This is a genomic window from Aeromonas sp. R10-2 (assembly GCF_040908445.1).
Classification (GTDB): Bacteria; Pseudomonadota; Gammaproteobacteria; order Enterobacterales; family Aeromonadaceae; genus Aeromonas; species Aeromonas veronii.
The window spans coordinates 1-22,434 of sequence record NZ_JBFODS010000036.1 but is presented as its reverse complement, the minus strand read 5'-3'; the positions used below and the strand labels follow the sequence as shown (position 1 = coordinate 22,434).

Below are 22,434 nucleotides of genomic sequence, written 5' to 3'. Positions count from 1 at the left end.
CTATCTTGTAGCTCGAACTTAAAATAACACTACATCTTGTGATTCATCGCACAATCTCTACCCAACTCCCGCACACCGCCGGAGCTTGGGTGGCGCCATTGTGCGATGGTTTTTCGGGAATCAACTGAAGGTCATCAGCCAATGAACTTGTTTGTGACGAAGCGTAACGGACACAAAGAACCCATCGATCTGGATAAAATTCACCGCGTGCTGGACTGGGCCGCCGAAGGGCTCGACAACGTGTCGGTCTCCCAGGTAGAGCTCAAATCCCACATCCAGTTCTATGACGGTATCCGTACCGCCGACATTCACGAAACCATCATCAAGGCGACGGCTGACCTCATCTCCGAGCAGACCCCGGACTACCAGTACATGGCCGCCCGTCTGGCCATCTTCCACCTGCGCAAGAAGGCCTACGGCCAGTTCGAACCGCCCCACCTCTACCAGCACGTGGCTCGTCTGGTGGACATGGGCAAGTACGACAAGCACCTGCTGGAAGACTACAGCCAGGCCGAATTCGAAGAGCTGAACACCCATCTGGATCACTGGCGCGACATGGATTTCTCCTACGCGGCAGTCAAACAGCTGGAAGGCAAATATCTGGTCCAGAACCGCGTTACCGGCGAGATCTACGAGAGCCCGCAGTTCCTCTATATGCTGGTTGCGGCCTGCCTCTTCTCCAAGTACCCGAAAGATACCCGTCTGGACTACATCAAGCGCTTCTATGATGCGGTCTCGACCTTCAAGATCTCCCTGCCGACCCCGATCATGAGCGGCGTGCGTACCCCGACCCGTCAGTTCAGCTCCTGCGTACTGATCGAATGCGACGACAGCCTGGACTCCATCAACGCCACCGCCAGCTCCATCGTGCGTTACGTTTCCCAGCGCGCCGGTATCGGCATCAACGCCGGTCGCATCCGCGGTCTGGGCAGCCCCATCCGTGGTGGCGAAGCGTTCCACACCGGTTGTATCCCCTTCTACAAATACTTCCAGACTGCCGTGAAGTGCTGCTCCCAGGGCGGCGTGCGCGGCGGTGCGGCCACCCTGTTCTACCCGCTGTGGCATACCGAAGTCGAGAGCCTGCTGGTGCTCAAGAACAACCGCGGCGTGGAAGAAAACCGTGTCCGTCACATGGACTACGGCGTGCAGATCAACAAACTGATGTACCAGCGCCTCATCAAGGGTGGTGACATCACCCTGTTCTCCCCGTCCGATGCGCCGGGTCTGTACGATGCCTTCTTCGCCGATCAGGACAAGTTTGAAGAGCTCTACGTCAAGTACGAGCAGGATCCGGCCATTCGCAAGAAGACCCTGAAAGCGGTAGACCTCTTCTCCCTGATGATGCAGGAGCGTGCCGGTACAGGTCGCATTTACATCCAGAACGTGGATCACTGCAACACCCACAGCCCGTTCGACCCGAGCGTGGCGCCGGTACGCCAGTCCAACCTCTGCCTCGAGATTGCGCTGCCGACCAAGCCGCTCAACAACATCGACGACGAGAGTGGCGAGATCGCCCTGTGCACCCTCTCCGCCTTCAACCTCGGTGCCATCGAGAAGCTGGAAGATCTGGAAGAGATGGCCGATCTGGCCGTGCGTGCCCTCGACGCCCTGCTCGACTATCAGGATTACCCGATTGCCGCCGCCAAGAAGGGCAGCATGGGTCGTCGCACCCTGGGGATCGGCGTCATCAACTACGCCTACTACCTGGCCAAAAACGGTGCCCGTTACTCCGACGGCTCCGGTCTGGCCCTGACTCACCGTACCTTCGAGGCCATTCAGTACTATCTGCTGAAAGCCTCCGTGCAGCTGGCCCGCGAGTTCGGCCCCTGCCCGCTGTTTGGCGAGACCACCTATGCCCAGGGCATCCTGCCCATCGACACCTACAAGAAGGATCTGGATGCGCTGTGCAACGAGCCGCTGCATCTGGATTGGGAAAGCCTGCGTGAAGAGATCAAGTCCGTGGGCTTGCGTAACTCCACCCTGACCGCCCTGATGCCGAGCGAGACCTCCAGCCAGATCTCCAATGCCACCAACGGCATCGAGCCGCCGCGCGGCCTGGTGTCGGTCAAGGCGTCCAAAGACGGCATTCTCAAACAGGTGGTGCCCGAGTATGATCGCCTGAAAGATCAATACGAATTGCTCTGGAAGCAACCGAGCGTTGACGGCTACCTGCAGCTGGTCGGTATCATGCAGAAGTTTGTGGATCAGGCGATCTCCGCCAACACCAACTACGACCCTGCCCGTTTCGAAGGCAACAAGGTGCCGATGAAACAGCTGCTCAAGGACTTGCTGACCGCCTACAAATACGGCCTCAAGACTCTGTACTATCACAACACCCGTGATGGTGCAGACGATGCCCAGACCGACCTGCAAGATGACGGTTGTGCTGGCGGGGCTTGCAAAATCTAAGTCACGGCAAGAACTGATAACCGGGCGGGAGCGACAAGCTCCCGCTCTCCTGTTTTCTCTATTCACATATTCTGGTAACCATGGCCTATTCAACTTTCTGCCAAACCCAAAACGACCAGCTCAAAGAGCCGATGTTTTTTGGCCAATCGGTCAACGTAGCCCGTTATGATCAACAAAAGCACGAAGTGTTCGAGCGGCTGATCGAGAAGCAGCTCTCCTTCTTCTGGCGCCCGGAAGAGGTGGATGTCTCCCGTGATCGCATCGACTATCAGGCCCTGCCGCCCCACGAGCAGCACATTTTCATCTCCAACCTGAAGTACCAGACCCTGCTGGACTCCATTCAGGGCCGCAGCCCCAACGTGGCCCTGCTGCCGCTGGTCTCCATTCCTGAGCTGGAAACCTGGATTGAGACCTGGGCCTTCTCCGAGACCATCCACTCTCGCTCCTACACCCATATCATCCGCAATATCGTCAACACCCCCGCCCAGGTGTTCGACGACATCGTGACCAACGAGCAGATCTTGAAGCGCGCTGGCTCCATCAGCCACTTCTACGACGATCTGATCGAAGCGACCGCCCTCTACAACCTGCATGGTGAAGGGACCCACACCGTCGCGGGCCGCGAGGTGACCATCACCTTGCGCGAGCTTAAAAAGAAGCTCTATCTGTGCCTGATGAGCGTCAACGCGCTGGAAGCAATTCGCTTCTACGTCAGCTTCGCCTGCTCCTTTGCCTTCGCCGAGCGTGAACTGATGGAAGGCAACGCCAAGATCATCAAGATGATCGCCCGCGACGAAGCGCTGCACCTCACCGGCACCCAGCACATGCTGAACCTGATGCGCACCGGCCAGGATGACCCGGAGATGGCCGAGATCGCCGCCGAGTGCGAACAGGCATGCTTCGAGATCTTCAAGGAAGCGGCCATTCAGGAGAAGGAGTGGGCCGAGTACCTGTTCCAGGACGGCTCCATGATCGGCCTGAACAAGGACATCCTCTGCCAGTACGTGGAGTACATCACCAACTTGCGCATGAGCGCGGTCGGCCTGCAGCCAGCCTTTGCCGGCACCAAGCAGAACCCGATCCCTTGGATCAACACCTGGCTGTCATCCGACAACGTGCAGGTCGCCCCGCAAGAGGTAGAGGTCAGCTCCTATCTGGTCGGTCAGATCGACAGCGAAGTCAATGCCGATGACCTGGGTGATTTCGAGCTGTGAGTGATGCCACCAACACGCTGACCCCTGCCCCGCACGCAGCTGCTGAACAGCAGGCGGTCGTGGCACCACGGGTACATACCCGGGATGGTGCCGTGCTGCACGCCCATCCCGGCGAAAGCGTGTTGGAGACCCTGGAGCGCCATGGTCATCATGTGGAGTTCCAGTGTCGCAGCGGCTATTGCGGCGCCTGCCGCACTCCGCTGATGGCTGGCAAGGTGCACTATCCTGCGGTGCCCTTGGCATTCGTCGCCCAGGGGGAGTGCCTCCCCTGCTGCTGCAAACCGGTCGGCGCCATCCGGCTGGATATCCAGAAGAGCTGACGCAGCCACCAGCTGTAACTCACACAAAATAGAAAGCCGCCGGAGCAATCCGGCGGCTTTTTTTGTCTCTTCATCTTTGCTCGGGTTTGCTCGGGCGCCCGATGACAGACGCCCAACCCATCAGAGGATTACAACCAGGGGGCAGCGGTCGGCCCGTGGTGCAGGCCCAGCTTCCAGACCCGGCCAAAGTGCTTGTAGTGACCGGCTGCGACGCCAGCCTTCTCACCCATACCGTGGTAGAGATCGAGGTGCCCCTTCTTCACCGCCCCGCCCACATCCAGCGCAATCAACAGCCGCAGCTGGTGCTTGCCGGTCCAGTTGCCCTCTTTATCGAGCAGGGGAACTTCAGCGAGGATCGGGGTCCCCATCGGCAGCAGGGTCTTGTCGGCAGCGACGGCCGCCAACGGCAGCAGCGGGATACCGGCAGCGCCGATCACATCATTGGTGGGGCGACGCTCGAAGAAGACATAGGAGGGGTTCTGCTCCACCAGCTCCTTGACGGTCTCCTCCGGTTGACGGTTGGCCCATTCCTTGATGGCCTTCATCGACATCTGCTCTTTGGGCACTTCACCGCGGTCGATCAGTACCCGGCCGATACTGACGTAACCGTGGCCGTTCTTGCCGCTGTAACCCAGATATTGCAGCCGATCGTCATCCCCGTAGTGGACAAAGCCGGAGCCCTGCACATCCATCAGGAAGTTGTCGATAAGGGATTTGCTGTAACCCAGCTCCAGCCCTCGGTTGGCCAGCGCTCCCTGATGGATCTCGGCCCGGGTAGGACAACGGCCGCCACATTTGGGCATGGCATAGATGGGATATTTGTACTTGGCATCCGGGCGGTGGCGCACCTCCAGCACCGGCGAGTAGTAACCGGTAAAGAGCACGTTCCCCATGCGATCGGCGCCGCCCAGCTGAGCCAGGCTGATACCGTAACGGGTGATGTCGGCAGGATTGCCGCCGCCCGCCACCCAGCGGGAGAGCTGGTGATAGAGCTCGCCATAACGGCGGGTCATCTTGCCGGAGCGCTCCAATACCAGTCTGCTTTGCGGGCCAAACTTGCTGTAGTCGGCACGCGCACGGCTATTGACCCGCTCCACCCTCACCAGATCCTCTGGCAAGGTCCCGTCCAGATACTGCTTGCCCAGATTTTCCGGCACCTCGCAGTTAAGAAAGCATCTGTTGTCGGTCTGTTTTTTGGGCACTTCTGCTTTGTCAGAGTTGCCCGCACAACCGGCCAGTCCCAGCACTGCGGCGGTCAGCCAGTACGCGTGTTTGTTCATATGTCCTCATATAACGCCAAGAGCCATGCTCGGCGGGGAAGATGCCAAATTTGCAGGGGGAAAGCAAACGACATCAATCACTTGAAGCAGGATTTCTCCAAAGGGGATCCGCTGGGTTATAACAAGGTGACAGGGTGTGCGAGGTGATGGATGGAACAGCTCGAAATATTCCCGCTGCAGAGCCCCTGCATCGGGGTCTGCGAAGTGAACAACAAAGGCTACTGCAAGGGGTGCCTGCGCAATCGCGAAGAGCGTTTCAACTGGCTCACCATGACCCCTGCCCAGCAACAAGAGGTGATGCGCCTGTGCCAGGATCGCAAACGCCGGGTCGAGGCTGCGCGGCGCAAAGCGCTGGAAGGAGCGCAACCCCAGTTGCCAGAACAACAAGGCTGGGACTTTTAACCACTCCCTATCTTCCCCTCACAGGTTACCTATCCTCCCGACAAAACAAAAAGCGGCCCGCAGGCCGCTCTTGGTTATGACGTGTTGCCGGGGGGCAAGGCTTATGCGGTGGCCAGCTTGGCCTGCTCTTCACCGCGCTTGAGCATGGCGTAGGAGACACCGGTCAACAGCGAGCCTGCCGCAATCGCCACGATATACATCATCACGTTGCTAATGGCGTGCGGAATGAACAGCACGAACAGGCCGCCGTGGGGTGCCATCAGCTCGCAGCCGAACAGCATGGAGAGCGCACCGGTCAGGGCGCCGCCAACCATACAGGACGGGATAACGCGCATCGGATCCTTGGCGGCAAACGGGATGGCGCCCTCGGAGATAAAGCACAGACCCAGCACGAAGGAGGCTTTGCCCGCTTCCTGCTCCGCCTTGATGAACTTGGTGCGAGCCAGGAAGGTCGCGATCCCCATCCCCAGTGCCGGCACCATACCAGCGGCCATCACCGCTGCCATCGGGGCATAGGTTTTGGAGGCCAGCAGACCGACCCCGAAGGCGTAGGCTGCCTTGTTGACCGGGCCCCCCATGTCGAAGCACATCATGGCACCGATGATGACACCCAGCAGCACGGCGTTGGCAGAGCCCATGTTGTTGAGGAACTCGGTCATGGCATTCATGATGCCGGCCACCGGGCCACCCACCACATAGATCATCACCAGACCGGTAAAGAGGCTGGCAAAGAGCGGAATGATCAGGATGGGCTTGAGCGCTTCCAGAGTGGTCGGCAGGCGCACCTTGTCGCTCAGGTATTTGGCGCTGTAACCGGCCAGGAAACCGGCCACGATACCGCCGAGGAAACCGGCGCCCAGCGAGCTTGCCAGCATACCGCCGATCATGCCGGGAGCGAGACCCGGGCGGTCAGCGATGGAGTAGGCAATGTAACCGGCCAGCACCGGGATCATCAGGGCAAAGGCGGAGCCACCACCGATCTTCATCAGAGCGGCGGCCAGAGTGCCTTCCACCTTGAACGCTTCGATACCGAACACAAACGAGAGCGCGATGATAAGGCCGCCCGCCACCACCATGGGCAGCATGAAGGAGACGCCGGTCAGCAGGTGCTTGTAGGGGCCGGCTTTTTCCTCTTTCTTGGGCTGGCTGGCACCGCTGTGGCGATAGAGTGTCGCCTCGATCCACGCCTTGTCGAGCTCGGCACGGGTTTTCTTCAGCGCAGCGCCGGTGCTGGTGCGATAGACCGGCTTACCGTCAAAACGCGCCATGTCCACTTCGATGTCGGTGGCGAGGAACACCAGATCGGCAGCGGCAATCTCCTCGGCGGTCAGGGCATTCTGGGCACCGACCGAGCCTTGGGTTTCGACACGGATCTGATAACCCAGCTGTTTGGCCATGGTCTCCAGCGCTTCTGCCGACATAAAGGTGTGGGCCACACCGGTCGGACAGGCGGTCACCGCCACAATGCGCTTGCCAGCGGCGGCCGGTTTGGCGGCAGCGGGCGCGGCTTGATGACGATAGACGCTGGCACCGCTGGTTGCGGCTTCCAGCAAGGCAGCCGGATCCTGCAGGGCGAGATCCATGCTGCCCTGATAGACTCGCTTGCCATCATAGGCGGCGAGATCCACCGGGGCACTGGCGACAACCACCACCAGATCGGCGGCGGCAATCTGCTCCTTGCTCGGCACCTGGCGGGGTTGCACGCTGGAGCCGACATCGAGGGTGAGCTCCCAGCCAGCCAGTTTGGCCTGCTGTTCTATCCGTTTGGCAGCGAGAAAGCTGGTGGCTATGCCCGCCGGGCAAGCCGTAACCAGAATTGCTTTCATTGGGCATCTCCTGAGTTTTCCATTGAGGGGGTATGGCATTGAACCGGTGCCAGCTCATCCAGACGCTCTACGCGCACCTGTTCAAGTAAGGGGTTGAGCACATTGATATCGTTAAAACCGACCGCCACCTGACTGACCGCCAGTGCCGAGACGGCGGTAGCCAGCCGCAGGGTCTGCTCCGGCGCCCAGCCAAGGCTGAGACCATGGGCGAGACCTGCCACCAGAGAATCGCCAGCACCCACGGTGCTGACCACCTGCATCCGCGGCGGAATGGCTTGCCAAACGGCATCCGGGGCAAACCAGATCAGGCCATCGGCGCCGTTGGAGATCACCACGTGGGGGATCCCGCTGGCCTGCAGCGCGCGGGCACACTCGGCCTGCTCGCTCAGGGTCTTGACGGGGCGATCCGCCCACTGGCTCAGCTCCTCCAGATTGGGTTTGACCAGAGTCGGCGCCGCCTTGATCCCTTCGCTTAAGGCCGCGCCGCTGCAATCGAAGATCACCTGCTTGCCCTTGGCCTTGAGCAGGCGGATCAGATGGGCACAGTAATCGGGAGCCACCCCTTTGGGCAGGCTGCCCGCCAGCACGAACCACTCTGCATGCGGAGCCAACTCGTCGATGGCCTGCTCCAGCGCGCTCACTTCCCCTTGCTCGATGGTGAGCCCCGGCAGATTAAGATCGGTGACCCGACCGGATAGCTCGGAGATCTTGACGTTGATGCGGGTGCTGCCCGCGACACGGACAAAGTGATCATCCAGCGCGCGCTCGGCAAACAGGGAGACAAAACTCTGTTCATTGTCAGCGCCCAGCCAACCGGTGACGCCCACGTCGCGGCCCAGATCCTTGAGCACCATGGCAACGTTGATCCCCTTGCCTGCCGCGCGCAGGTTGGCCTCGCTCACCAGATTGACCTCGCCAAGGCTCATCGCCTCAAGACGGGTGGTGAGATCAAGGGCGGGGTTGAGGGTAATGGTGACAATCTTCATCAATGCGCCCCCTCGCCGAGACCAGCGGCAATGGCCTCACCGATCCCCTTGAGGGCGGCTTCGGCATCTGCCCCTTCGGCGCGAAATGCCAGACGGTGACCGCACTTGACGCCAAGGCCGATCACTTTCATCAGGCTCTTGGCGGAGACTGCCTCGCCGCTGCCATCCAGATTGGCAACCCGGATGTCGGATTCAAACTCTTTGGCCACCTTGACCAGCATGGCGCCGGGACGAGCGTGCAAGCCGTGGGGATTGATGATGGTGAAGGTTTCGGAAAGACCGCTCGCGGGGCCTGCTTGCAGCATGGCCAGTCCCTCGCCGCCCGCCAGCGTAGCGAGTTGGCCGGCAGCCGCCAGTTTGGCCAGATTCTCCAGTTGCGGCAGATGGCTGCTATCTGCGGCGCACAGCAGCAGCATGGCGCTGACCGGCAGCTCCCCTGCCGTGAGGGCGCTACTCGGGGTGGCCAGCACCCAACCGGTCTGGACCGCTTGCGCCCGGGCCAGCCAGACGCCCTCGCCCAGATAGGCAGGTTCGCTTGCCAGCAGCGCGCTCACCATGGCGGCATCGCCCCAGCCCGCCGATTTGGCGCGGGCGGCTGCTCCCAGCAGCAGTTGGTCGCGATCATCGGCCGGAAAGTCGGCCAGGGTCAGGTATTGCACCTCTTTGACGGCAGTGGCGCCGGTCAGGATGTTGATGATGGTGTCGGCATCGGTGGCCTCTTTGAGCTGGGCTGCCGCCTGCTCGTCACCCAGCACATGGGTGAGCTGGCGCAAAATGCCCAGATGCTCGTCGGACTTGGCGGCGATGCCGATGGCGACATAGGCGATCTGCCCCTCATCCCACTCGATACCATTGGGGAACTGGGCCACCATGACGCCTGTGCTCTTCACCAGATGACGGGTATCGGTGGTGCCGTGGGGAATGGCGATGCCGCTGCCAAGATAGGTGGCATGCTGCGCTTCACGAGCCAGCATCCCATCCACATAGCCCGCTTCCACCAGACCGGCTTCGGTCAGTTTGCCTGCCAGCAGGGCAATGGCGTCCGACTTGGTTGCCACCGACTGTCCCAGCAAGATCTGCTCTCGCGCCAACTTCAACATAGAGACTCTCCATCAGGTTCCGGCCGCGCCGGTACGTCACAATTGAACATTCGGGTAACTCGCCAGCTGACAATAGACCCGAACACGGTTCACTGTGATCGGGGCCCGATTTTCAGGCCACTGGGTCTCTTCGCTGCTGACAGGCTGAATCGTTTCACTTACACTCAGACTGAATCGTTTCAGCGAATTGATCAAGTACCCACAAAGAGTGCTTTTCAATGATATGATCCCGCGCACACTTTTCGGTGCCCTCACCCGGCAGTGACCGTGGGCCTTGCAACTCAAACAGAGCCAATATGATGAAACTGGATGAAATCGCCGCCCTCGCCGGTGTCTCGCGCACCACGGCAAGCTATGTGATCAATGGCAAGGCCGACCAATACCGCATCAGCCAGGCCACCCGCGACAAGGTGATGGCCGTGGTCACCGCCCATAACTACCAGCCGGACAGCCGCGCCGCCTCCCTGCGCGGCGGCCAGACCAAGACTCTGGGCTTTATCCTGCCCGACCTTGAGAACGCCAGTTACGCCAAGCTGGCCAAACGGCTGGAACAGGGGGCCCGGGCGCAGGGCTATCAGCTGCTCATCGTCTGCTCGGAAGATGAGCCCGCCACAGAAAAAGAGCTGGCCCAGATGCTGGTGAGCCGCCATGTGGACGCCCTGCTGGTGGCCAGTTGCCTGCCGCCAGACGACCCCTTCTACGGCAAATTGCAGGCGCAAGGCAGCCAAATCCTCGCCATCGACCGGGCGATGGCAGCCGACAAGTTCGTCACCGTCGCCAGTGAAAACGAGAAAGCGAGCTTTGATCTCACCAGCTCCCTGCTCACCCCGACTCTGCGCCATATCGCCTTGATCACCGCGCTGCCGGCACTCACGATCAGTCAGGAGCGCAAAGCCGGTTTCGAGCAGGCGGTCGCCAGTCACAGCGCGGCTCGCCACCTGTGCGAGGGGGATCACTTCTCTCGCCTTGAGGGGTATCGCCTGATCAAAGATCTGCACCAGCAGCTGGGTCAACTGCCCGAAGCGCTAATCACTACCTCCTATATCCTGATGGAGGGGGTACTCGACTACCTGTTGGAGCAAGAGATCGATATGAGCCAGCTCGCCATGGCCACCTTCGGGGACGATCGGCTGCTTGACTTTCTCCCCTTTGGCATCAACTCCCTGCCCCAGCAGCACGATGCCCTGGCGAGCCAGGCGCTGGAGCTAGCGCTCAAGGCGGTGAACGGCGACTACCAGAGCGGGCTGCACTATGTGAGCCGCACCCTCAAGCGCCGTCGCTAACCTGACCGCTGCAGACCCGATTTGCTGTCAATGGGTGGGTAAAGCGAACAGATGACAATAAGGCTGCCAGCATCGGCAGCCTTATCGTTTTCCCCCACAACCCTACCCGCCCGCTTTACTTTCTCTACCGTCTGGCCGACTAAACAACCGGCCTCCGCACCCTGTTCGCCGCACAACTCAACGCCCCCCTCCTCGCTCCCTTATCCGTACTGTTGCCACTTGGCTGGTCTGTATAAATGAGCCCCCTGCCAGTCATTTTTTCGGTGCTTTTTTCTGCAATTAGCTACCGTTGTCATCATTTATTTCCACTTGTTGCCACAAGCCAGCACAAGATCCGTATAAAAGGGGTTGTTTCCGCTATTTTGATCCGCTAACGTGGCAACAATCTTTTACGACTGACAGGTTTTAGGTACAGATGTTCCCGTTCCGATATTGCTAGCCTCCGGCCCTATCACCGGAGGCGCCTGCTGATAACGCCAATTGACCCCTCTTGTTGACGTCACTGCTGACACCACCTGTTTGCACTGACACCGCTACGTTCGGATGGATAACATGAATACCAAAACCCTGGGTTGTACCCTGTTGATTGCCGGCACCTCCATAGGCGCCGGCATGCTGGCCCTGCCGCTGGCCTCCTCCTCCCTCGGCGGCCCCGCCACCCTGATGTTGATGGTCGGCCTCTGGGCCCTGATGGCCTTCACCGCCATGCTGCAAGTAGAGGCAAGCCTCAACACCGGCAAGTGGTACCTGCACCAGCTGGCGGATCATCTGCTCGGCCCCTGGGGCAAGCGCATCGCCTCCTTCTGTATCCTGATGCTGTTCTACTCGCTGGCCTCCGCCTACATCAGCGGCGGCAGCAGCCTGCTGGCACAGGCACTGGCCGATGCGGGCATGACCCTCAGCCAAGAGCAGGCCGCCTGGGCTTTTACCCTGCTGTTTGGCGGCATGGTCTGTGTCGGCACCCGCTCGGTGGATTACCTCAACCGGCTGATGTTCACCGTCAAACTGGTGATCATGGTGGTGGTGCTGGCGTTGCTGCTGCCCCGCACCGAAGGGCAGCATCTGCTCTCGATGCCGCTGGGTCAGGGCCTGTTGCTGGCGGGCCTGCCGGTCATCTTCACCTCGTTCGGCTTTCACGGCTCCATTCCGAGCGTGATGCTCTACCTCGGTGACTGCCCCAAGCAGTTGCGTCGGGTCTTTGTCTGGGGCTCAGCCCTGCCGCTGATCCTCTACGTGCTGTGGCAGGTGGCGATCCTCGGTCTGCTCGGCCAGCAAGCCCTGCTGCAAACCGGCGGCGCGCTGAACAGCCTGCTGGCCAACGTCGGCAAGCTGGTGAGCTGGCCTGCGTTTAATCAGGCGATGCACCTGTTTGCCGATCTGGCACTCGCCACCTCCTTCCTCGGGGTAACGCTGGGGCTGTTTGACTTTATGGCCAAGGCAACCCGCCGCAAGGACAACTGGCAGGGCCGCACTCAGACTGGCCTCATTACCTTCGTGCCGCCATTGCTGTTTGCCCTCTACTTCCCGCAGGGCTTTATCATGGCGCTGGGCTACGCAGCCATTGCGCTGGCGATCCTCGCGGTACTGCTGCCGGTGGCACTGGTATGGCAGAGCCGCAAACAGGCGCCAGCCCACCACTACCGCGCCCCGGGTGGCGTAGTGGCGCTTGGAGTGGCCGCCGCCATGGGCGTGCTGATCGTCGGCGTACAGATCAGCGTCAGCCTTGGAATGCTGCCAGCGCTGTAATCCCCGATACTGAATGCCCTAAATAGCAAAGCCCCGCCAATTAACTTGGCGGGGCTTTTTGTTGGTAAATAAATCAAGTTGGATACAGGCATCCGCCATTAATTAAGAGTGCGACCCTTACCAAACAAACACCCAAACCTTCGGCTATATACCGACCTTTTTACTACCCAACCCTGAATAATCAGTTCAAAAACCGTTCATGCCCCTTCGCTACACTGCCCGCTCGTTTATCGCTATCAGGAGTTTGAAAACAATGATGTTGCACCTCAAGAAGAGCACCCTTGCCCTCGTCCTGCTGGCCGCCAGCGGCGCACTCAGCGCAGCCGAAATCACCAACAACAATATTACCGAGGCGGAGATCAAGGCCGCGCAGGATGGTTGGGGCGCGGCGCTCATCAAGATCAGCGATGACTATCACGCCGGTGGGATTGAGCGCGCCAAGGCGACCGCCGAGTCGGTGCTCGACAGCGCTTATGGCTACCAGCAGGGGCCGGTGCTGTTCAAACCCACCCTTGCCGGTGGCGAGCAGACCTTTCGCACCAACCGCGAGGGGGCGCTGGCCTACTTTGTCGGCAACAACAGCGCCTACCCCACCGACAAAGGGTTCGCCCTGAAAAACTGGCAGAGCTATCGCTATGACAATGCCGCCGTCTATATCAACGGCGACATGGCGCTGACCATGGGCAAGGTGCATCTGGTAGATCGCGACAACAAGGAAACTACAGTCGACAAGACCTGGGGTTTCAAGAAGGGGGATGATGGCAAGGTGCGTATCGTGCTACACCACTCCTCCCTCCCTTACGAGGGGTAATGACGGGGCGCAGCCCACCATCAACACGGTCAAAATACAGCCCTGCCACCTCGGCAGGGCTGTTTGTTTTGCGCCTGCGCTTGGCAGATGGCGAGTGAGTGGATGACGGTCGTGCTAAGGCTGTTTGCTGCTACCCTCAAGGCAAGCCATTGAGATGCCGAGCAATATCGCGTCTCTTAACTCCAGCCACTCGTTATCATCACACAAGGAGCCAGATACCATGACCATACTGCCTGTTTACGCGGCCCTGCTCGCCCTGCTGCTGGTCTATTTCGTCGAAACCGGCAACCAGACTCCCTGGCTTATCCATCTGCTGGGGAGCGCCTTGCTGCTTGGCCGCCTCTGCCATGCATTTGGCATGAGCCGAACGCCGGAGAACTTCCGTTATCGGGTGGCGGGAATGGGGCTGACCTTCACGGTGATCCTGGTGAGCGCGGCCCATATCCTGATCACGGCGCTGCTCCCCTGACCCGGCCGTCACGAATAGCTGGCGAAGCGGTCTGGCAGCCATCCCCATCGGCTATTCTTCACTGCACAGATAGTCACAACAGTGCTGCTTAAACAAGCCCGATTCTGGAGTACGATATGAAGTGGATTGGCTGGTTACTGCTTGTCGGGCTGACTCCCGTTGCCCACGCAACCCCGCTAAAGCTGGCGGCAGCGGTCGAACACACTGCGATATTGCGCCCTTTTATTCATGACTGGTTTGGCCGGGCCGGCATCGACTTTCAGTTGATCCCCTGCACCTATGAGGCAGACCATGCCGTCGATGGCGATATGGCCCGGATCAAGGGCTTTGATCAGACCTATCCCCACTTGCTGCAGATCGGTGCCCCCATCTCGGAGGCGGCGATTTATGGTCAGCCAAGGGATAACCCGAGCTGGCCCCCTGCCAGGGGTACCGTGATTGGCTGCCTGCGTGGCATCCAGTGGTGCGAGCGCTTCCTCGGCAACTATCAGGTCATCTGGTTGAACGATGAGAAGCAGGGGCTTGCCCAACTGAATCGAGGCAAAGTGGACTGGCTCATCAAGATGCGCCCCGCCTCTCAACCTGCACTGGCGTCCCCCTGGCAGAAGATCACCAAAGAGCAGGTCTTTCTCTATCTCGATAAAAAGCACCGAGCGGAAATTGCGGCCCTGCTCAAGGTACAGCTGGCGTTTATCAATAACGGCCGCTGGCTGGCGATGCAAAAGCAGTACCTCTCCGCCATCTAGCGCTGTTCTCGCAGCACCACACAGTGTCGATTACATGGCTGAAAAAACAAAAAGCCCTGCCAGATTGGCAGGGCTTTTTCAGTCAACCGCATAGCTGGGGAGTCAAGCTCCCGAGCAGCTTACTGGTTGTGGGTAGAGCGACGTGGACGACGGGCCTGAGCCGGTTTGCCGGCACCATCAGCCGGACGCTGACCACCTTGCGGCTTGGGCTTGCCACCGTTACCGGTACGGGCACCACCCGCATTGCCATTGGAGGCGGAACGACCGGCCCCCTGACGCTGGCCTTGACCTTGCGGACGCGGCGCACGGCGCTGCTCGCTCGGATCGCGGGGCTCTTTGCGAAGCGGCGCGCCGATACCACGGGCGATGTTGTCGAGGGTCTCGCGGGAGGCTTCAAAACCGGCTACCTGCTCGCACGGGATGTTCTGCTTGGTCAGACGCTCGATCGCCTTGATAAGCTTGCCTTCATCGGCTGCAACCAGGGAGATGGCGTGACCGGCAGCACCGGCACGACCGGTACGACCGATGCGGTGAACGTAATCTTCCGCCACGTTCGGCAACTCGAAGTTGACCACTTGCGGCAGCTTGTCGATGTCCAGACCACGGGCGGCGATGTCGGTCGCCACCAGCACCTTGACGCTACCATCCTTGAAGCCGGCCAGCGCACGAGTACGGGCACCCTGGCTCTTGTTACCGTGGATGGCGGCGGCGCTGACGCCGTTCTTGTCGAGGGTCTCGGCAACACGGTTGGCCATGTGCTTGGTACGGGTGAACACCAGTACCTGCTGCCAGTTGTTGCTGGTGACCAGATGACTCAGCAGCGCGATCTTGTTGGCCTTGTCGCACGGGTGCACCAGCTGCTCGATACGCTCGGCAGTGCTGTTGCGCGGGGCGACTTCAATGACAGCCGGGTTATCCAGCAGGCCAGTGGCCAGTTCGCGGATCTCGTCGGCGAAGGTGGCGGAGAAGAGCAGGTTCTGGCGCTTCTTCGGCATCAGGGCCAGGATGCGGCGGATGTCGCGGATAAAGCCCATGTCAAGCATGCGGTCCGCTTCGTCCAGGACCAGGATCTCCACCTCGTCAAACTTGACGGCGTTCTGGTTGTAAAGATCCATCAGGCGGCCAGGACAGGCCACCAGCACGTCCAGACCACGGCGAGTCGCCATCATCTGCGGATTGATGCTGACGCCGCCGAAGACCACGTGGCTGCGCATCGGCAGGTGTTTGCCGTAGTTACGCACGCTCTCGCCCACCTGGGCGGCCAACTCGCGAGTCGGGGTCAGCACCAGCGCACGAATGCGGTTCGGAGACACCTTGCGCTTGCTCTCCATCAGACGTTGCAACATCGGCAGGGTAAAGCCTGCGGTCTTGCCGGTCCCTGTTTGGGCCGCCGCCATCAGATCGCGGCCAGCCAGAACGGCGGGGATCGCTTGCTGCTGAATGGGAGACGGGGTGTCGTAGCCTTGTTCGGCAACGGCACGCAACAAGGGTTCGGCCAGACCGAGGGAAGTAAAACTCATAATTACCTGCTAGAGATAGGGGCGCCGGGGATTTGTGGTGGGGCTCCTCTGCTGAGCCGATGCCATCTCACAAGATCTGGGCCTATTGAGAAAACAACGATTTCCCCGGGGAGCAGAGCAAAGGGGAAAGAATAGAGGCGCAGTCTAACGGAGTTGTCCGGGATAAACGAGAAAAATGTGATGCTCCTCCCAGCACGAACAGAAAATCCCCCTCCTGCCCCCCGAATAATCCCGTTGATTGATGTAGCACGCACCACACTATTAACTGGCAACACAATATCAGCCCTCGCAGGCATGGCTCGCAGGGCAAAAGCACGGGATAAAAGAACACAATAACGAGGTTTAGCTATGACCACGCCATATCGTCCCCGCGGCAGCTGGCAGGCAAGGATTGGCCTGCTGCTTCTGCTGCTAAGCCCTGCACTGCAGGCCAGTCAGACCCTGACCGTGGCCTGGAGTCACTGGCCCCCCTTCAGCCAAATCAACAACCGGGGTGAGCTGGATGGGCTGGATGTCAGCCTGACCCGCCAGATCCTTACCCAGGCGGGCTTTGCCCCCAAGTTTCGCGAGCTTCCCTGGGCGCGGGCACTGCATCTGGTAGAACACGATCAGCTGGATGTGGCGATGGCCGCCCTCCCTCTGCCGGAGCGCCAGAGCTATGCCCGCTTCTCAACCCCCTACCGCCAGAGTGCCTATGTGCTGCTGAGCAATGACCCTATCCCGGGCCATCAGGATCGTTGGGCGCAGCTCGATAATCTGTCCGCGTTGTGCAACGAGAAAGGGCTCAAGATAGGCAAGTTGCGCGGCACCCGCCCCATGCATCAGATGGATAGCTGCCCGGCACTTAAAATGGCGACTGAATACAACGCCGATGAGCGGATGATCGATCTGCTGCTGGCTCGCCGCCTCGATGGCATCATCATGGAGTGGCAATATGCTCGCTACCGGCTGGCCCAGCTGGGGGCCGAAGAGTTTATCAGCTGCCAACTGTTGCTACACCACCAGCCGGTCAGCTTGATGTTTGCCAAAAACAGCGTGAGCGAAGAACAGATCCTCAAAGTCAACGAGGCCATTCATGCCTTGCCCAAACCCCACAACAAGTTCTCGCCCCCCAGGTGTCGTCTCAATGCCGATCCGGGCGCCGCGGATCTGCTGACCCGCACTCTCCGCAAGCATTGACGGGATAAGCCGCTACCTGAAATAGCAAAGGCGACCCGAAGGTCGCCTTTTTGGTATTGTCGAACTTGTTCCCCAAACAGGGAGCGATCAGTCGATAAGCAGCAACAGCGATCAGCGCAGCTGCGGGGTATGGGTCAACACCCCCTGGTTCTGGGCGCGATGGCGCAGCAGGTGATCCATCAACACCAGCGCCAGCATGGCTTCGGCGATGGGCACGGCGCGAATGCCGACACAAGGATCGTGACGACCCTTGGTGATCATCTCGATGGCCTCGCCTTCGGTATTGATGGTCTTTCCCGGCACAGTGATGCTGGAAGTCGGTTTGAGCGCCATGCTCACCACGATATCCTGACCCGACGAGATCCCACCCAGAATGCCGCCCGCGTGGTTGCTGGCAAAGCCCGCCGGGGTCATCTCGTCGCGATGCTCGGAGCCTTTTTGCTCCACTACCGCGAAACCGTCACCGATCTCCACCCCTTTCACCGCATTGATGCCCATCATGGCATGGGCAATGTCGGCGTCGAGACGATCAAACACCGGCTCACCAAGGCCCACCGGCACATTGCTGGCAATGACCTGCACCTTGGCACCGATACTGTTGCCCTCTTTTTTCAGGTCACGCATGTATTGATCCAGTTCTTCCAGCTTGCCCGCATCGGGGAAGAAGAAGGGGTTCAGCTCAATTTGCGCCGCGTCAAACGCCTCGGCCTTGATGGGGCCGAGCTGGGAGAGAAAACCGGTGATCTCGATGCCATGCACCTGTTTCAGGTACTTCTTGGCGATCGCCCCCGCCGCTACCCGCATCGCGGTCTCGCGTGCCGAGGAGCGACCGCCGCCGCGATAGTCCCGCTGACCATACTTCTGGTGGTAGGTGTAGTCAGCGTGACCCGGCCGGAACAGATCCTTGATATCGGAGTAATCCTTGGAGCGCTGATCGGTATTCTCGATGAGCAGCCCGATGGAGGTGCCGGTGGTCTTGCCCTCGAACACCCCGGAGAGGATCTTCACCTCATCCGGCTCGCGGCGCGGCGTGGTGTAGCGGGAAGTGCCCGGCTTGCGCCGATCCAAGTCTCCCTGCAGATCGGCTTCGCTTATCTCCAGCCCAGGCGGGCAGCCATCAACCACGGCGCCCAGCGCCAAGCCGTGGCTCTCGCCAAAGGTGGTAACCCGAAAGAGTTGACCAAAACTGTTCCCTGCCATGCGCGCTCCTGCTTAGTTCTTGTAGATGGCGAAATGATCCTGATACTGCACCAGCTCTTCACGGGTCATCACAAAGACGCCATGACCGCCGTTTTCGAATTCAACCCAGGTAAAGGGGATCTCGGGGAACTGGGCTTCCAGATGGATCATGCTGTTGCCCACTTCGACCACCAGCACGCCGTTATCCTTGAGGAAATCTGCCGCATGGGCCAGCAGACGTTTGGTCAGCTTGAGACCATCGGAGCCGGACGCTAGCGCCAGCTCGGGCTCATGACGGAACTCTTCCGGCAGATCCGACATGTCTTCGGAGTCCACATAGGGCGGGTTGGAGACGATGAGATCGTACTTGTCGCCCGCCGGCAGATCGCGGAACAGATCGGAGCGGATCGGAATGACCTGCTGCTCCAGCCCGTGATCGTTGATGTTGCGCTCGGCCACGTTCAGTGCATCGATGCTGATGTCGATGGCATCCACTTCCGCTTCCGGGAACTCGTGGGCCATGATGATGGCGATGCAACCGGAGCCAGTGCACAAGTCCATGATCCGGGTCGGTTCATGTTTGAGGAAGGGCGCGAAACGGTTGGCCACCATCTCCGCAATGGGGGAACGGGGAATGAGCACCCGCTCGTCCACGTAGAACTCCCAACCGGCATACCAGGCCTTGTTGGTCAGATAGGCGGCCGGTACCCGCTCTTGTACGCGGCGGATAATCAGCTCGGCGATACGGTGACGCTCGCTGCTGGTGAGACGGGAGTGGCGCATGGCCGGGTCTACATCCGGTGGCAGATGTAACGCGGGCAGTACCAGCTGCACAGCTTCATCCCAGGCGTTGTCGGTTCCATGACCGTAAAAAATCCCGGCGTCGTTGAAACGACTCATGGCCCAACGCAACATGTCCTGGATGGTGTGCATCTCGGCAACCACCTCATCGATAAATATCTTGTCCAAATCCACCTCCAAGTCGAGTAATATCCGGCCCGAGCCCCGTTTACGTTGCGGGCAAGACGCATACCTAATACATGAGCATCTGATGAAAAAAACGCCCTCACCGACAGACGAGGAAACCCTGCTGTTCCGCGATGCGATAAAAGGTACCCGGAAAATCAAGCAAGATACCATAAGGGCCGAGTTACGCCCGGTCAAGCAGAAACGCGAAATGCGCGAAACCCGCGAAAAGCTTGGGGTTGACCACTATTTCAGCGATGAGTATCAGCCCCATCTCGACGATGATGGGCCGACCCGTTATGTGCGGGAAGATGTGTCAAAATTTGAGCTGAAAAAGCTCAAGCGGGGCATTTATCCGCCGGAGATCTACCTGGATCTGCACGGCATGAACCAGCAGCAGGCAAAACAGGAGCTGGCCGCCCTGCTCACCCTCTGCCAGAAAGAGAACATTCACGTCGCCTCGGTGATGCACGGCATCGGCAAACATATTCTCAAGCAGCGCATTCCCAGCTGGCTGGCCCAGCACCCCAATGTTCGCGCCTTCCATCAGGCTCCCCGCGAATGGGGTGGCGACAGCGCCATTCTGGTGTTGCTGGATATCGAAGAGTAGTTAGCCAAACGACCACACTATACTGAATATCAATATGTTATTCGCCGTGGAGGTCGCATGTTTACACAGGGTTCCCATGCCGACATAAAGTCATCTCTCGACGCCATCGGCGCTGCCGTGGCGGTGTTCAGCCTCGACAAGGATGATCACTTTGTGCTGGTCTCTGCCAACGATACTTTTGCCAAGGCGTTCGAGCTGGATGTCCTTGGCAGCATTGGCAAACAGTTGAGCGAGATGTTTCCCCGCAACATCACCAATACCATCGAGCCGCCAATGCACGAATGTGTGCGCATGCAGACCGGGCTAGAGAGCGAGCTGCCTATCGACAGCCTGTCGCGTACCAGTTGGTGGCGCTTTATTCTCTCCCCAATCATCCCCGAGCAGGCACGGATCAACCGGATCATCGTGACCGCTATCGACATCACCGCCAGGATGCAGCTGGAAGAGGCGCTCTCCACCAGTCGCCGTCGCTTCGAAGCGGTGGTCAACTCCGCCTATGACGGCATCATCAGTGTCAGCAGCGAATCGCGCATCGAGCTTATCAATACCGCTGCCTGCGAGATGTTCGGCATCGACGAAAGCTATCTCGGCAAGCGGCTGGAAACCCTGCTTCCCCAGCGTTTTCGCGCCAATCACGAGACCTATTTCAAAGCCTTCAGCAGCTCGCCCATCAATTCGCGCCCGATGCATGCCCGCGCCTCGGTGATGGGTCTGCGCCGAGACGGCAGCGAATTTCCGCTGGAGGTGACCATCGCCAAGATCAATCTGGGCCCGACCACCGAGATGACCGCCATCTTGCGGGATATCTCGGAGCGAGCCCGACTGGTGGAGGAGTTGAAGGTCGCCGCCACCACGGATCCCCTCACCGGCATTGCCAACCGGCGCCGCTTCAACGAGCTGGTCAACGCCGAGATGCAGCGCTGCCAGCGTTTCGGCCATACCATGAGCCTGCTGCTGATCGATATCGACCACTTCAAGGAAGTCAACGACACCTTTGGCCATCAGCAGGGAGATCTGGCGATCCTGAGTCTGGTGAAACGGATCAGCAAACAGCTGCGGGAGGTGGACATGCTGGGTCGCTGGGGTGGCGAAGAGTTTATCGTGCTGCTCCCGGAAACCTCCCTCGAGCTCGCCTGGGCCAGCGCCGAGCGGATCAGGCTCGCCATCGAATCCCAGCACCATGCACTGGACGGGGCTCTTGAGATCTCCCTCACCATCAGTATCGGGATCAGCGCCAGCAAGGGCAGCCATGACACTGTAGAGAAGATGGTTAGACGAGCCGACACCGCCCTCTATCTGGCCAAGAAACAGGGGCGCAACTGCTGCCGCAAAGAGGTACCGGAGCCGACCTGATGGCGTACGCCCCTGCTCTCTGGTGACACTGCTAACCTGTGCCGCAGAGATAGCCAACCGCAGCGAACACAAAAAGCAGCGCGACTCTCTTCGGTAGCGCTGCTTTTTTCGTTCTGCCTTTGGTGCACTCTTCAATCCGACATTCCGCACCTGATTTAGGAATAAATTTGCCGATAGCGCTCACCCAATACCTCCAAAATGATCTGCTGGTCTCCTGTTAGCTCCGTTACTTGTGGCGGAGCTTCTCCCAGTCGATATTCATGGATGCCACCAAAGCGCAAAAAGATCCAACGGGCCGTCGGCTGCTGGGTCGGTTTCTTTTTCATATCCGCCACACTGCGATTCTGCTCCACTAATCCCTGCCGGATCCGGTGCTCCAACGCTGCGTAAATCATCAGGCTACAGGTCATCACCATGAGCAACGCTTCAATCCGCTCCGGCTTTTTCAGGTACAGTGAGGAGGTTAAAAACTCCGGGCTCTTGAGAAAACGAAAGCCCCGTTCGACATTCTGCTGCGCTTTATAGGTGGCCAAAAGTTCGGCCATGGTCAGCGTATCGCTGTGGTCATTGGTCGCCAGGATGAACACCCCGGTCTGGTTGCGGGCCTCTTCAACGCAAGCCAGGCTAGTTGCCGCCAACCCAGTGATTTGAAACTGATGGCCAATTGGCTCTTCGCCACGCTTGGGTCTGCCACGTCCTGTATAAACGGGTTCACCTACCACTTCGGCATCCAGTTGCAGCAGCATCAAGCTGGCGGTAAAACAGCTCAACTCAGCTTGGGCATCCGCCTCACAAGCAAAGCGTCGGGCACACAATTTGGCGAAGGCTTTGAGCTCGCGGGTACTGTCTTTGAGCAGGTTTTTGGCCAATGTCTGCTGCTCGCGGTGGCTGGCTTGTTCGCTGCGCACCAGCAACCAACGTTGCGCGACCCCGGCATAATTCGCGTGTTGCCAACGGCCATGATAGCCATTGCCCAGAGCGGTCAGCGGTTGTGCACCTATGGTTGCCACGGCCTGCTTTGCCTCATTGAGAGTG

General features: G+C 59.7%; 19 protein-coding genes and 1 pseudogene. 12 read left to right on the top strand and 8 right to left on the bottom strand.

Translation table 11 applies throughout. The annotated features are described in order from the left end of the window. Window positions 1–141 precede the first annotated feature (141 nt). The 3 genes from nrdA to yfaE all read left to right on the top strand — a co-directional run bounded on the left by nrdA (window position 142) and on the right by yfaE (window position 3,943). Entirely contained in the window at window positions 142–2,409 is a 2,268-nt protein-coding gene (gene nrdA, locus AB5Y97_RS09190; RefSeq protein WP_005336705.1) for a class 1a ribonucleoside-diphosphate reductase subunit alpha, read from the top strand. Between the two features lie 80 nt (window positions 2,410–2,489). Beyond that, on the top strand, window positions 2,490–3,623 hold the full coding sequence (gene nrdB / locus AB5Y97_RS09185; RefSeq protein WP_005336708.1) for a class Ia ribonucleoside-diphosphate reductase subunit beta: 1,134 nt from the start codon (window positions 2,490–2,492) through the stop codon (window positions 3,621–3,623). Continuing rightward, window positions 3,620–3,943: a class I ribonucleotide reductase maintenance protein YfaE gene (gene yfaE, locus AB5Y97_RS09180; protein ID WP_019838758.1), complete on the top strand. Its 324-nt coding sequence runs from the start codon at window positions 3,620–3,622 to the stop codon at window positions 3,941–3,943. Before nrdB ends, yfaE begins: the two co-directional genes overlap by 4 nt. Window positions 3,944–4,071: 128 nt before the next feature. On the opposite strand, the gene mltA is transcribed toward yfaE, so the two are convergent. Continuing rightward, entirely contained in the window at window positions 4,072–5,223 is a 1,152-nt protein-coding gene (gene mltA, locus AB5Y97_RS09175) for a murein transglycosylase A (RefSeq protein ID WP_005352128.1), read from the bottom strand. Between the two features lie 150 nt (window positions 5,224–5,373). On the opposite strand from mltA, the gene AB5Y97_RS09170 reads away from it, so the two are divergent. Then, complete coding sequence (locus AB5Y97_RS09170) at window positions 5,374–5,625, top strand: DUF1289 domain-containing protein (protein ID WP_201946557.1); 252 nt, start codon at window positions 5,374–5,376, stop codon at window positions 5,623–5,625. Window positions 5,626–5,726: 101 nt separating this feature from the next. On the opposite strand, the gene fruA is transcribed toward AB5Y97_RS09170, so the two are convergent. From fruA to fruB, 3 genes are read right to left on the bottom strand one after another with little or no spacing between them, the layout of a single operon-like run. Next, window positions 5,727–7,451: a PTS fructose transporter subunit IIBC gene (fruA, locus tag AB5Y97_RS09165; protein WP_201946559.1), complete on the bottom strand. Its 1,725-nt coding sequence runs from the start codon at window positions 7,449–7,451 to the stop codon at window positions 5,727–5,729. Then, window positions 7,448–8,437, bottom strand: coding sequence for a 1-phosphofructokinase (pfkB, locus tag AB5Y97_RS09160; protein ID WP_201946560.1), 990 nt, complete (start codon window positions 8,435–8,437; stop codon window positions 7,448–7,450). The genes fruA and pfkB overlap by 4 nt, the downstream gene beginning before the upstream one ends. After that, window positions 8,437–9,537 carry a fused PTS fructose transporter subunit IIA/HPr protein gene (fruB, locus tag AB5Y97_RS09155; RefSeq protein ID WP_201946562.1) on the bottom strand — a complete coding sequence of 367 codons (1,101 nt, stop codon included), beginning with the start codon at window positions 9,535–9,537 and terminating at the stop codon, window positions 8,437–8,439. Before fruB ends, pfkB begins: the two co-directional genes overlap by 1 nt. 296 nt (window positions 9,538–9,833) lie before the next feature. On the opposite strand from fruB, the gene cra reads away from it, so the two are divergent. From cra to AB5Y97_RS09130, 5 genes are all read left to right on the top strand, one after another. After that, window positions 9,834–10,820, top strand: a complete 987-nt coding sequence (cra, locus tag AB5Y97_RS09150; protein ID WP_021230150.1) for a catabolite repressor/activator — start codon at window positions 9,834–9,836, stop codon at window positions 10,818–10,820. A gap of 552 nt (window positions 10,821–11,372) precedes the next feature. After that, window positions 11,373–12,566, top strand: a complete 1,194-nt coding sequence (locus tag AB5Y97_RS09145) for an aromatic amino acid transport family protein (protein WP_368157669.1) — start codon at window positions 11,373–11,375, stop codon at window positions 12,564–12,566. Window positions 12,567–12,819: 253 nt separating this feature from the next. After that, on the top strand, window positions 12,820–13,377 hold the full coding sequence (locus tag AB5Y97_RS09140; RefSeq protein ID WP_201946565.1) for a hypothetical protein: 558 nt from the start codon (window positions 12,820–12,822) through the stop codon (window positions 13,375–13,377). Window positions 13,378–13,597: 220 nt separating this feature from the next. Continuing rightward, window positions 13,598–13,846 (top strand): MAPEG family protein, encoded by a 249-nt coding sequence (locus AB5Y97_RS09135; RefSeq protein ID WP_368157666.1) that lies wholly within the window; start codon window positions 13,598–13,600, stop codon window positions 13,844–13,846. Window positions 13,847–13,962: 116 nt separating this feature from the next. After that, window positions 13,963–14,592 (top strand): hypothetical protein, encoded by a 630-nt coding sequence (locus AB5Y97_RS09130; RefSeq protein WP_368157664.1) that lies wholly within the window; start codon window positions 13,963–13,965, stop codon window positions 14,590–14,592. Between the two features lie 119 nt (window positions 14,593–14,711). Here AB5Y97_RS09130 and AB5Y97_RS09125 read toward each other — a convergent pair whose 3' ends face one another. Beyond that, window positions 14,712–16,112 (bottom strand): DEAD/DEAH box helicase, encoded by a 1,401-nt coding sequence (locus AB5Y97_RS09125; protein WP_005333194.1) that lies wholly within the window; start codon window positions 16,110–16,112, stop codon window positions 14,712–14,714. A gap of 348 nt (window positions 16,113–16,460) precedes the next feature. Here AB5Y97_RS09125 and AB5Y97_RS09120 point away from each other — a divergent pair, with 348 nt between their 5' ends. Next, window positions 16,461–17,291, top strand: a complete 831-nt coding sequence (locus tag AB5Y97_RS09120; RefSeq protein WP_058057659.1) for an ABC transporter substrate-binding protein — start codon at window positions 16,461–16,463, stop codon at window positions 17,289–17,291. 111 nt (window positions 17,292–17,402) lie between these two features. Here AB5Y97_RS09120 and aroC read toward each other — a convergent pair whose 3' ends face one another. Continuing rightward, complete coding sequence (aroC, locus tag AB5Y97_RS09115; RefSeq protein WP_139462538.1) at window positions 17,403–18,491, bottom strand: chorismate synthase; 1,089 nt, start codon at window positions 18,489–18,491, stop codon at window positions 17,403–17,405. A 12-nt stretch (window positions 18,492–18,503) separates the two neighbouring features. After that, window positions 18,504–19,439: a 50S ribosomal protein L3 N(5)-glutamine methyltransferase gene (prmB, locus tag AB5Y97_RS09110; RefSeq protein ID WP_139462539.1), complete on the bottom strand. Its 936-nt coding sequence runs from the start codon at window positions 19,437–19,439 to the stop codon at window positions 18,504–18,506. A gap of 82 nt (window positions 19,440–19,521) precedes the next feature. Here prmB and smrB point away from each other — a divergent pair, with 82 nt between their 5' ends. Together smrB and AB5Y97_RS09100 are read left to right on the top strand one after the other, a co-directional pair. Continuing rightward, entirely contained in the window at window positions 19,522–20,046 is a 525-nt protein-coding gene (smrB, locus tag AB5Y97_RS09105; RefSeq protein WP_021230158.1) for an endonuclease SmrB, read from the top strand. A gap of 57 nt (window positions 20,047–20,103) precedes the next feature. Then, window positions 20,104–21,399, top strand: a complete 1,296-nt coding sequence (locus AB5Y97_RS09100; protein ID WP_368157661.1) for a diguanylate cyclase — start codon at window positions 20,104–20,106, stop codon at window positions 21,397–21,399. 155 nt (window positions 21,400–21,554) lie between these two features. Here AB5Y97_RS09100 and AB5Y97_RS09095 read toward each other — a convergent pair. Then, window positions 21,555–22,434: pseudogene (locus AB5Y97_RS09095) on the bottom strand (IS1634-like element ISAs25 family transposase); the annotation flags it as partial.

What these genes read in the sequence shown, in the direction of transcription:
- AB5Y97_RS09145 (WP_368157669.1), top strand. Translation starts at nt 11,373, where the DNA reads ATGAATACCAAAACCCTGGGTTGTACCCTGTTGATTGCCGGCACCTCC.
- AB5Y97_RS09170 (WP_201946557.1), top strand. Translation starts at nt 5,374, where the DNA reads ATGGAACAGCTCGAAATATTCCCGCTGCAGAGCCCCTGCATCGGGGTC.
- AB5Y97_RS09140 (WP_201946565.1), top strand. Translation starts at nt 12,820, where the DNA reads ATGATGTTGCACCTCAAGAAGAGCACCCTTGCCCTCGTCCTGCTGGCC.
- AB5Y97_RS09100 (WP_368157661.1), top strand. Translation starts at nt 20,104, where the DNA reads ATGTTTACACAGGGTTCCCATGCCGACATAAAGTCATCTCTCGACGCC.
- AB5Y97_RS09125 (WP_005333194.1), bottom strand. Translation starts at nt 16,112, where the DNA reads ATGAGTTTTACTTCCCTCGGTCTGGCCGAACCCTTGTTGCGTGCCGTT.
- AB5Y97_RS09130 (WP_368157664.1), top strand. Translation starts at nt 13,963, where the DNA reads ATGAAGTGGATTGGCTGGTTACTGCTTGTCGGGCTGACTCCCGTTGCC.
- pfkB (WP_201946560.1), bottom strand. Translation starts at nt 8,437, where the DNA reads ATGAAGATTGTCACCATTACCCTCAACCCCGCCCTTGATCTCACCACC.
- nrdB (WP_005336708.1), top strand. Translation starts at nt 2,490, where the DNA reads ATGGCCTATTCAACTTTCTGCCAAACCCAAAACGACCAGCTCAAAGAG.
- fruB (WP_201946562.1), bottom strand. Translation starts at nt 9,537, where the DNA reads ATGTTGAAGTTGGCGCGAGAGCAGATCTTGCTGGGACAGTCGGTGGCA.
- cra (WP_021230150.1), top strand. Translation starts at nt 9,834, where the DNA reads ATGATGAAACTGGATGAAATCGCCGCCCTCGCCGGTGTCTCGCGCACC.
- AB5Y97_RS09120 (WP_058057659.1), top strand. Translation starts at nt 16,461, where the DNA reads ATGACCACGCCATATCGTCCCCGCGGCAGCTGGCAGGCAAGGATTGGC.
- mltA (WP_005352128.1), bottom strand. Translation starts at nt 5,223, where the DNA reads ATGAACAAACACGCGTACTGGCTGACCGCCGCAGTGCTGGGACTGGCC.
- fruA (WP_201946559.1), bottom strand. Translation starts at nt 7,451, where the DNA reads ATGAAAGCAATTCTGGTTACGGCTTGCCCGGCGGGCATAGCCACCAGC.
- AB5Y97_RS09135 (WP_368157666.1), top strand. Translation starts at nt 13,598, where the DNA reads ATGACCATACTGCCTGTTTACGCGGCCCTGCTCGCCCTGCTGCTGGTC.
- smrB (WP_021230158.1), top strand. Translation starts at nt 19,522, where the DNA reads ATGAAAAAAACGCCCTCACCGACAGACGAGGAAACCCTGCTGTTCCGC.
- aroC (WP_139462538.1), bottom strand. Translation starts at nt 18,491, where the DNA reads ATGGCAGGGAACAGTTTTGGTCAACTCTTTCGGGTTACCACCTTTGGC.
- nrdA (WP_005336705.1), top strand. Translation starts at nt 142, where the DNA reads ATGAACTTGTTTGTGACGAAGCGTAACGGACACAAAGAACCCATCGAT.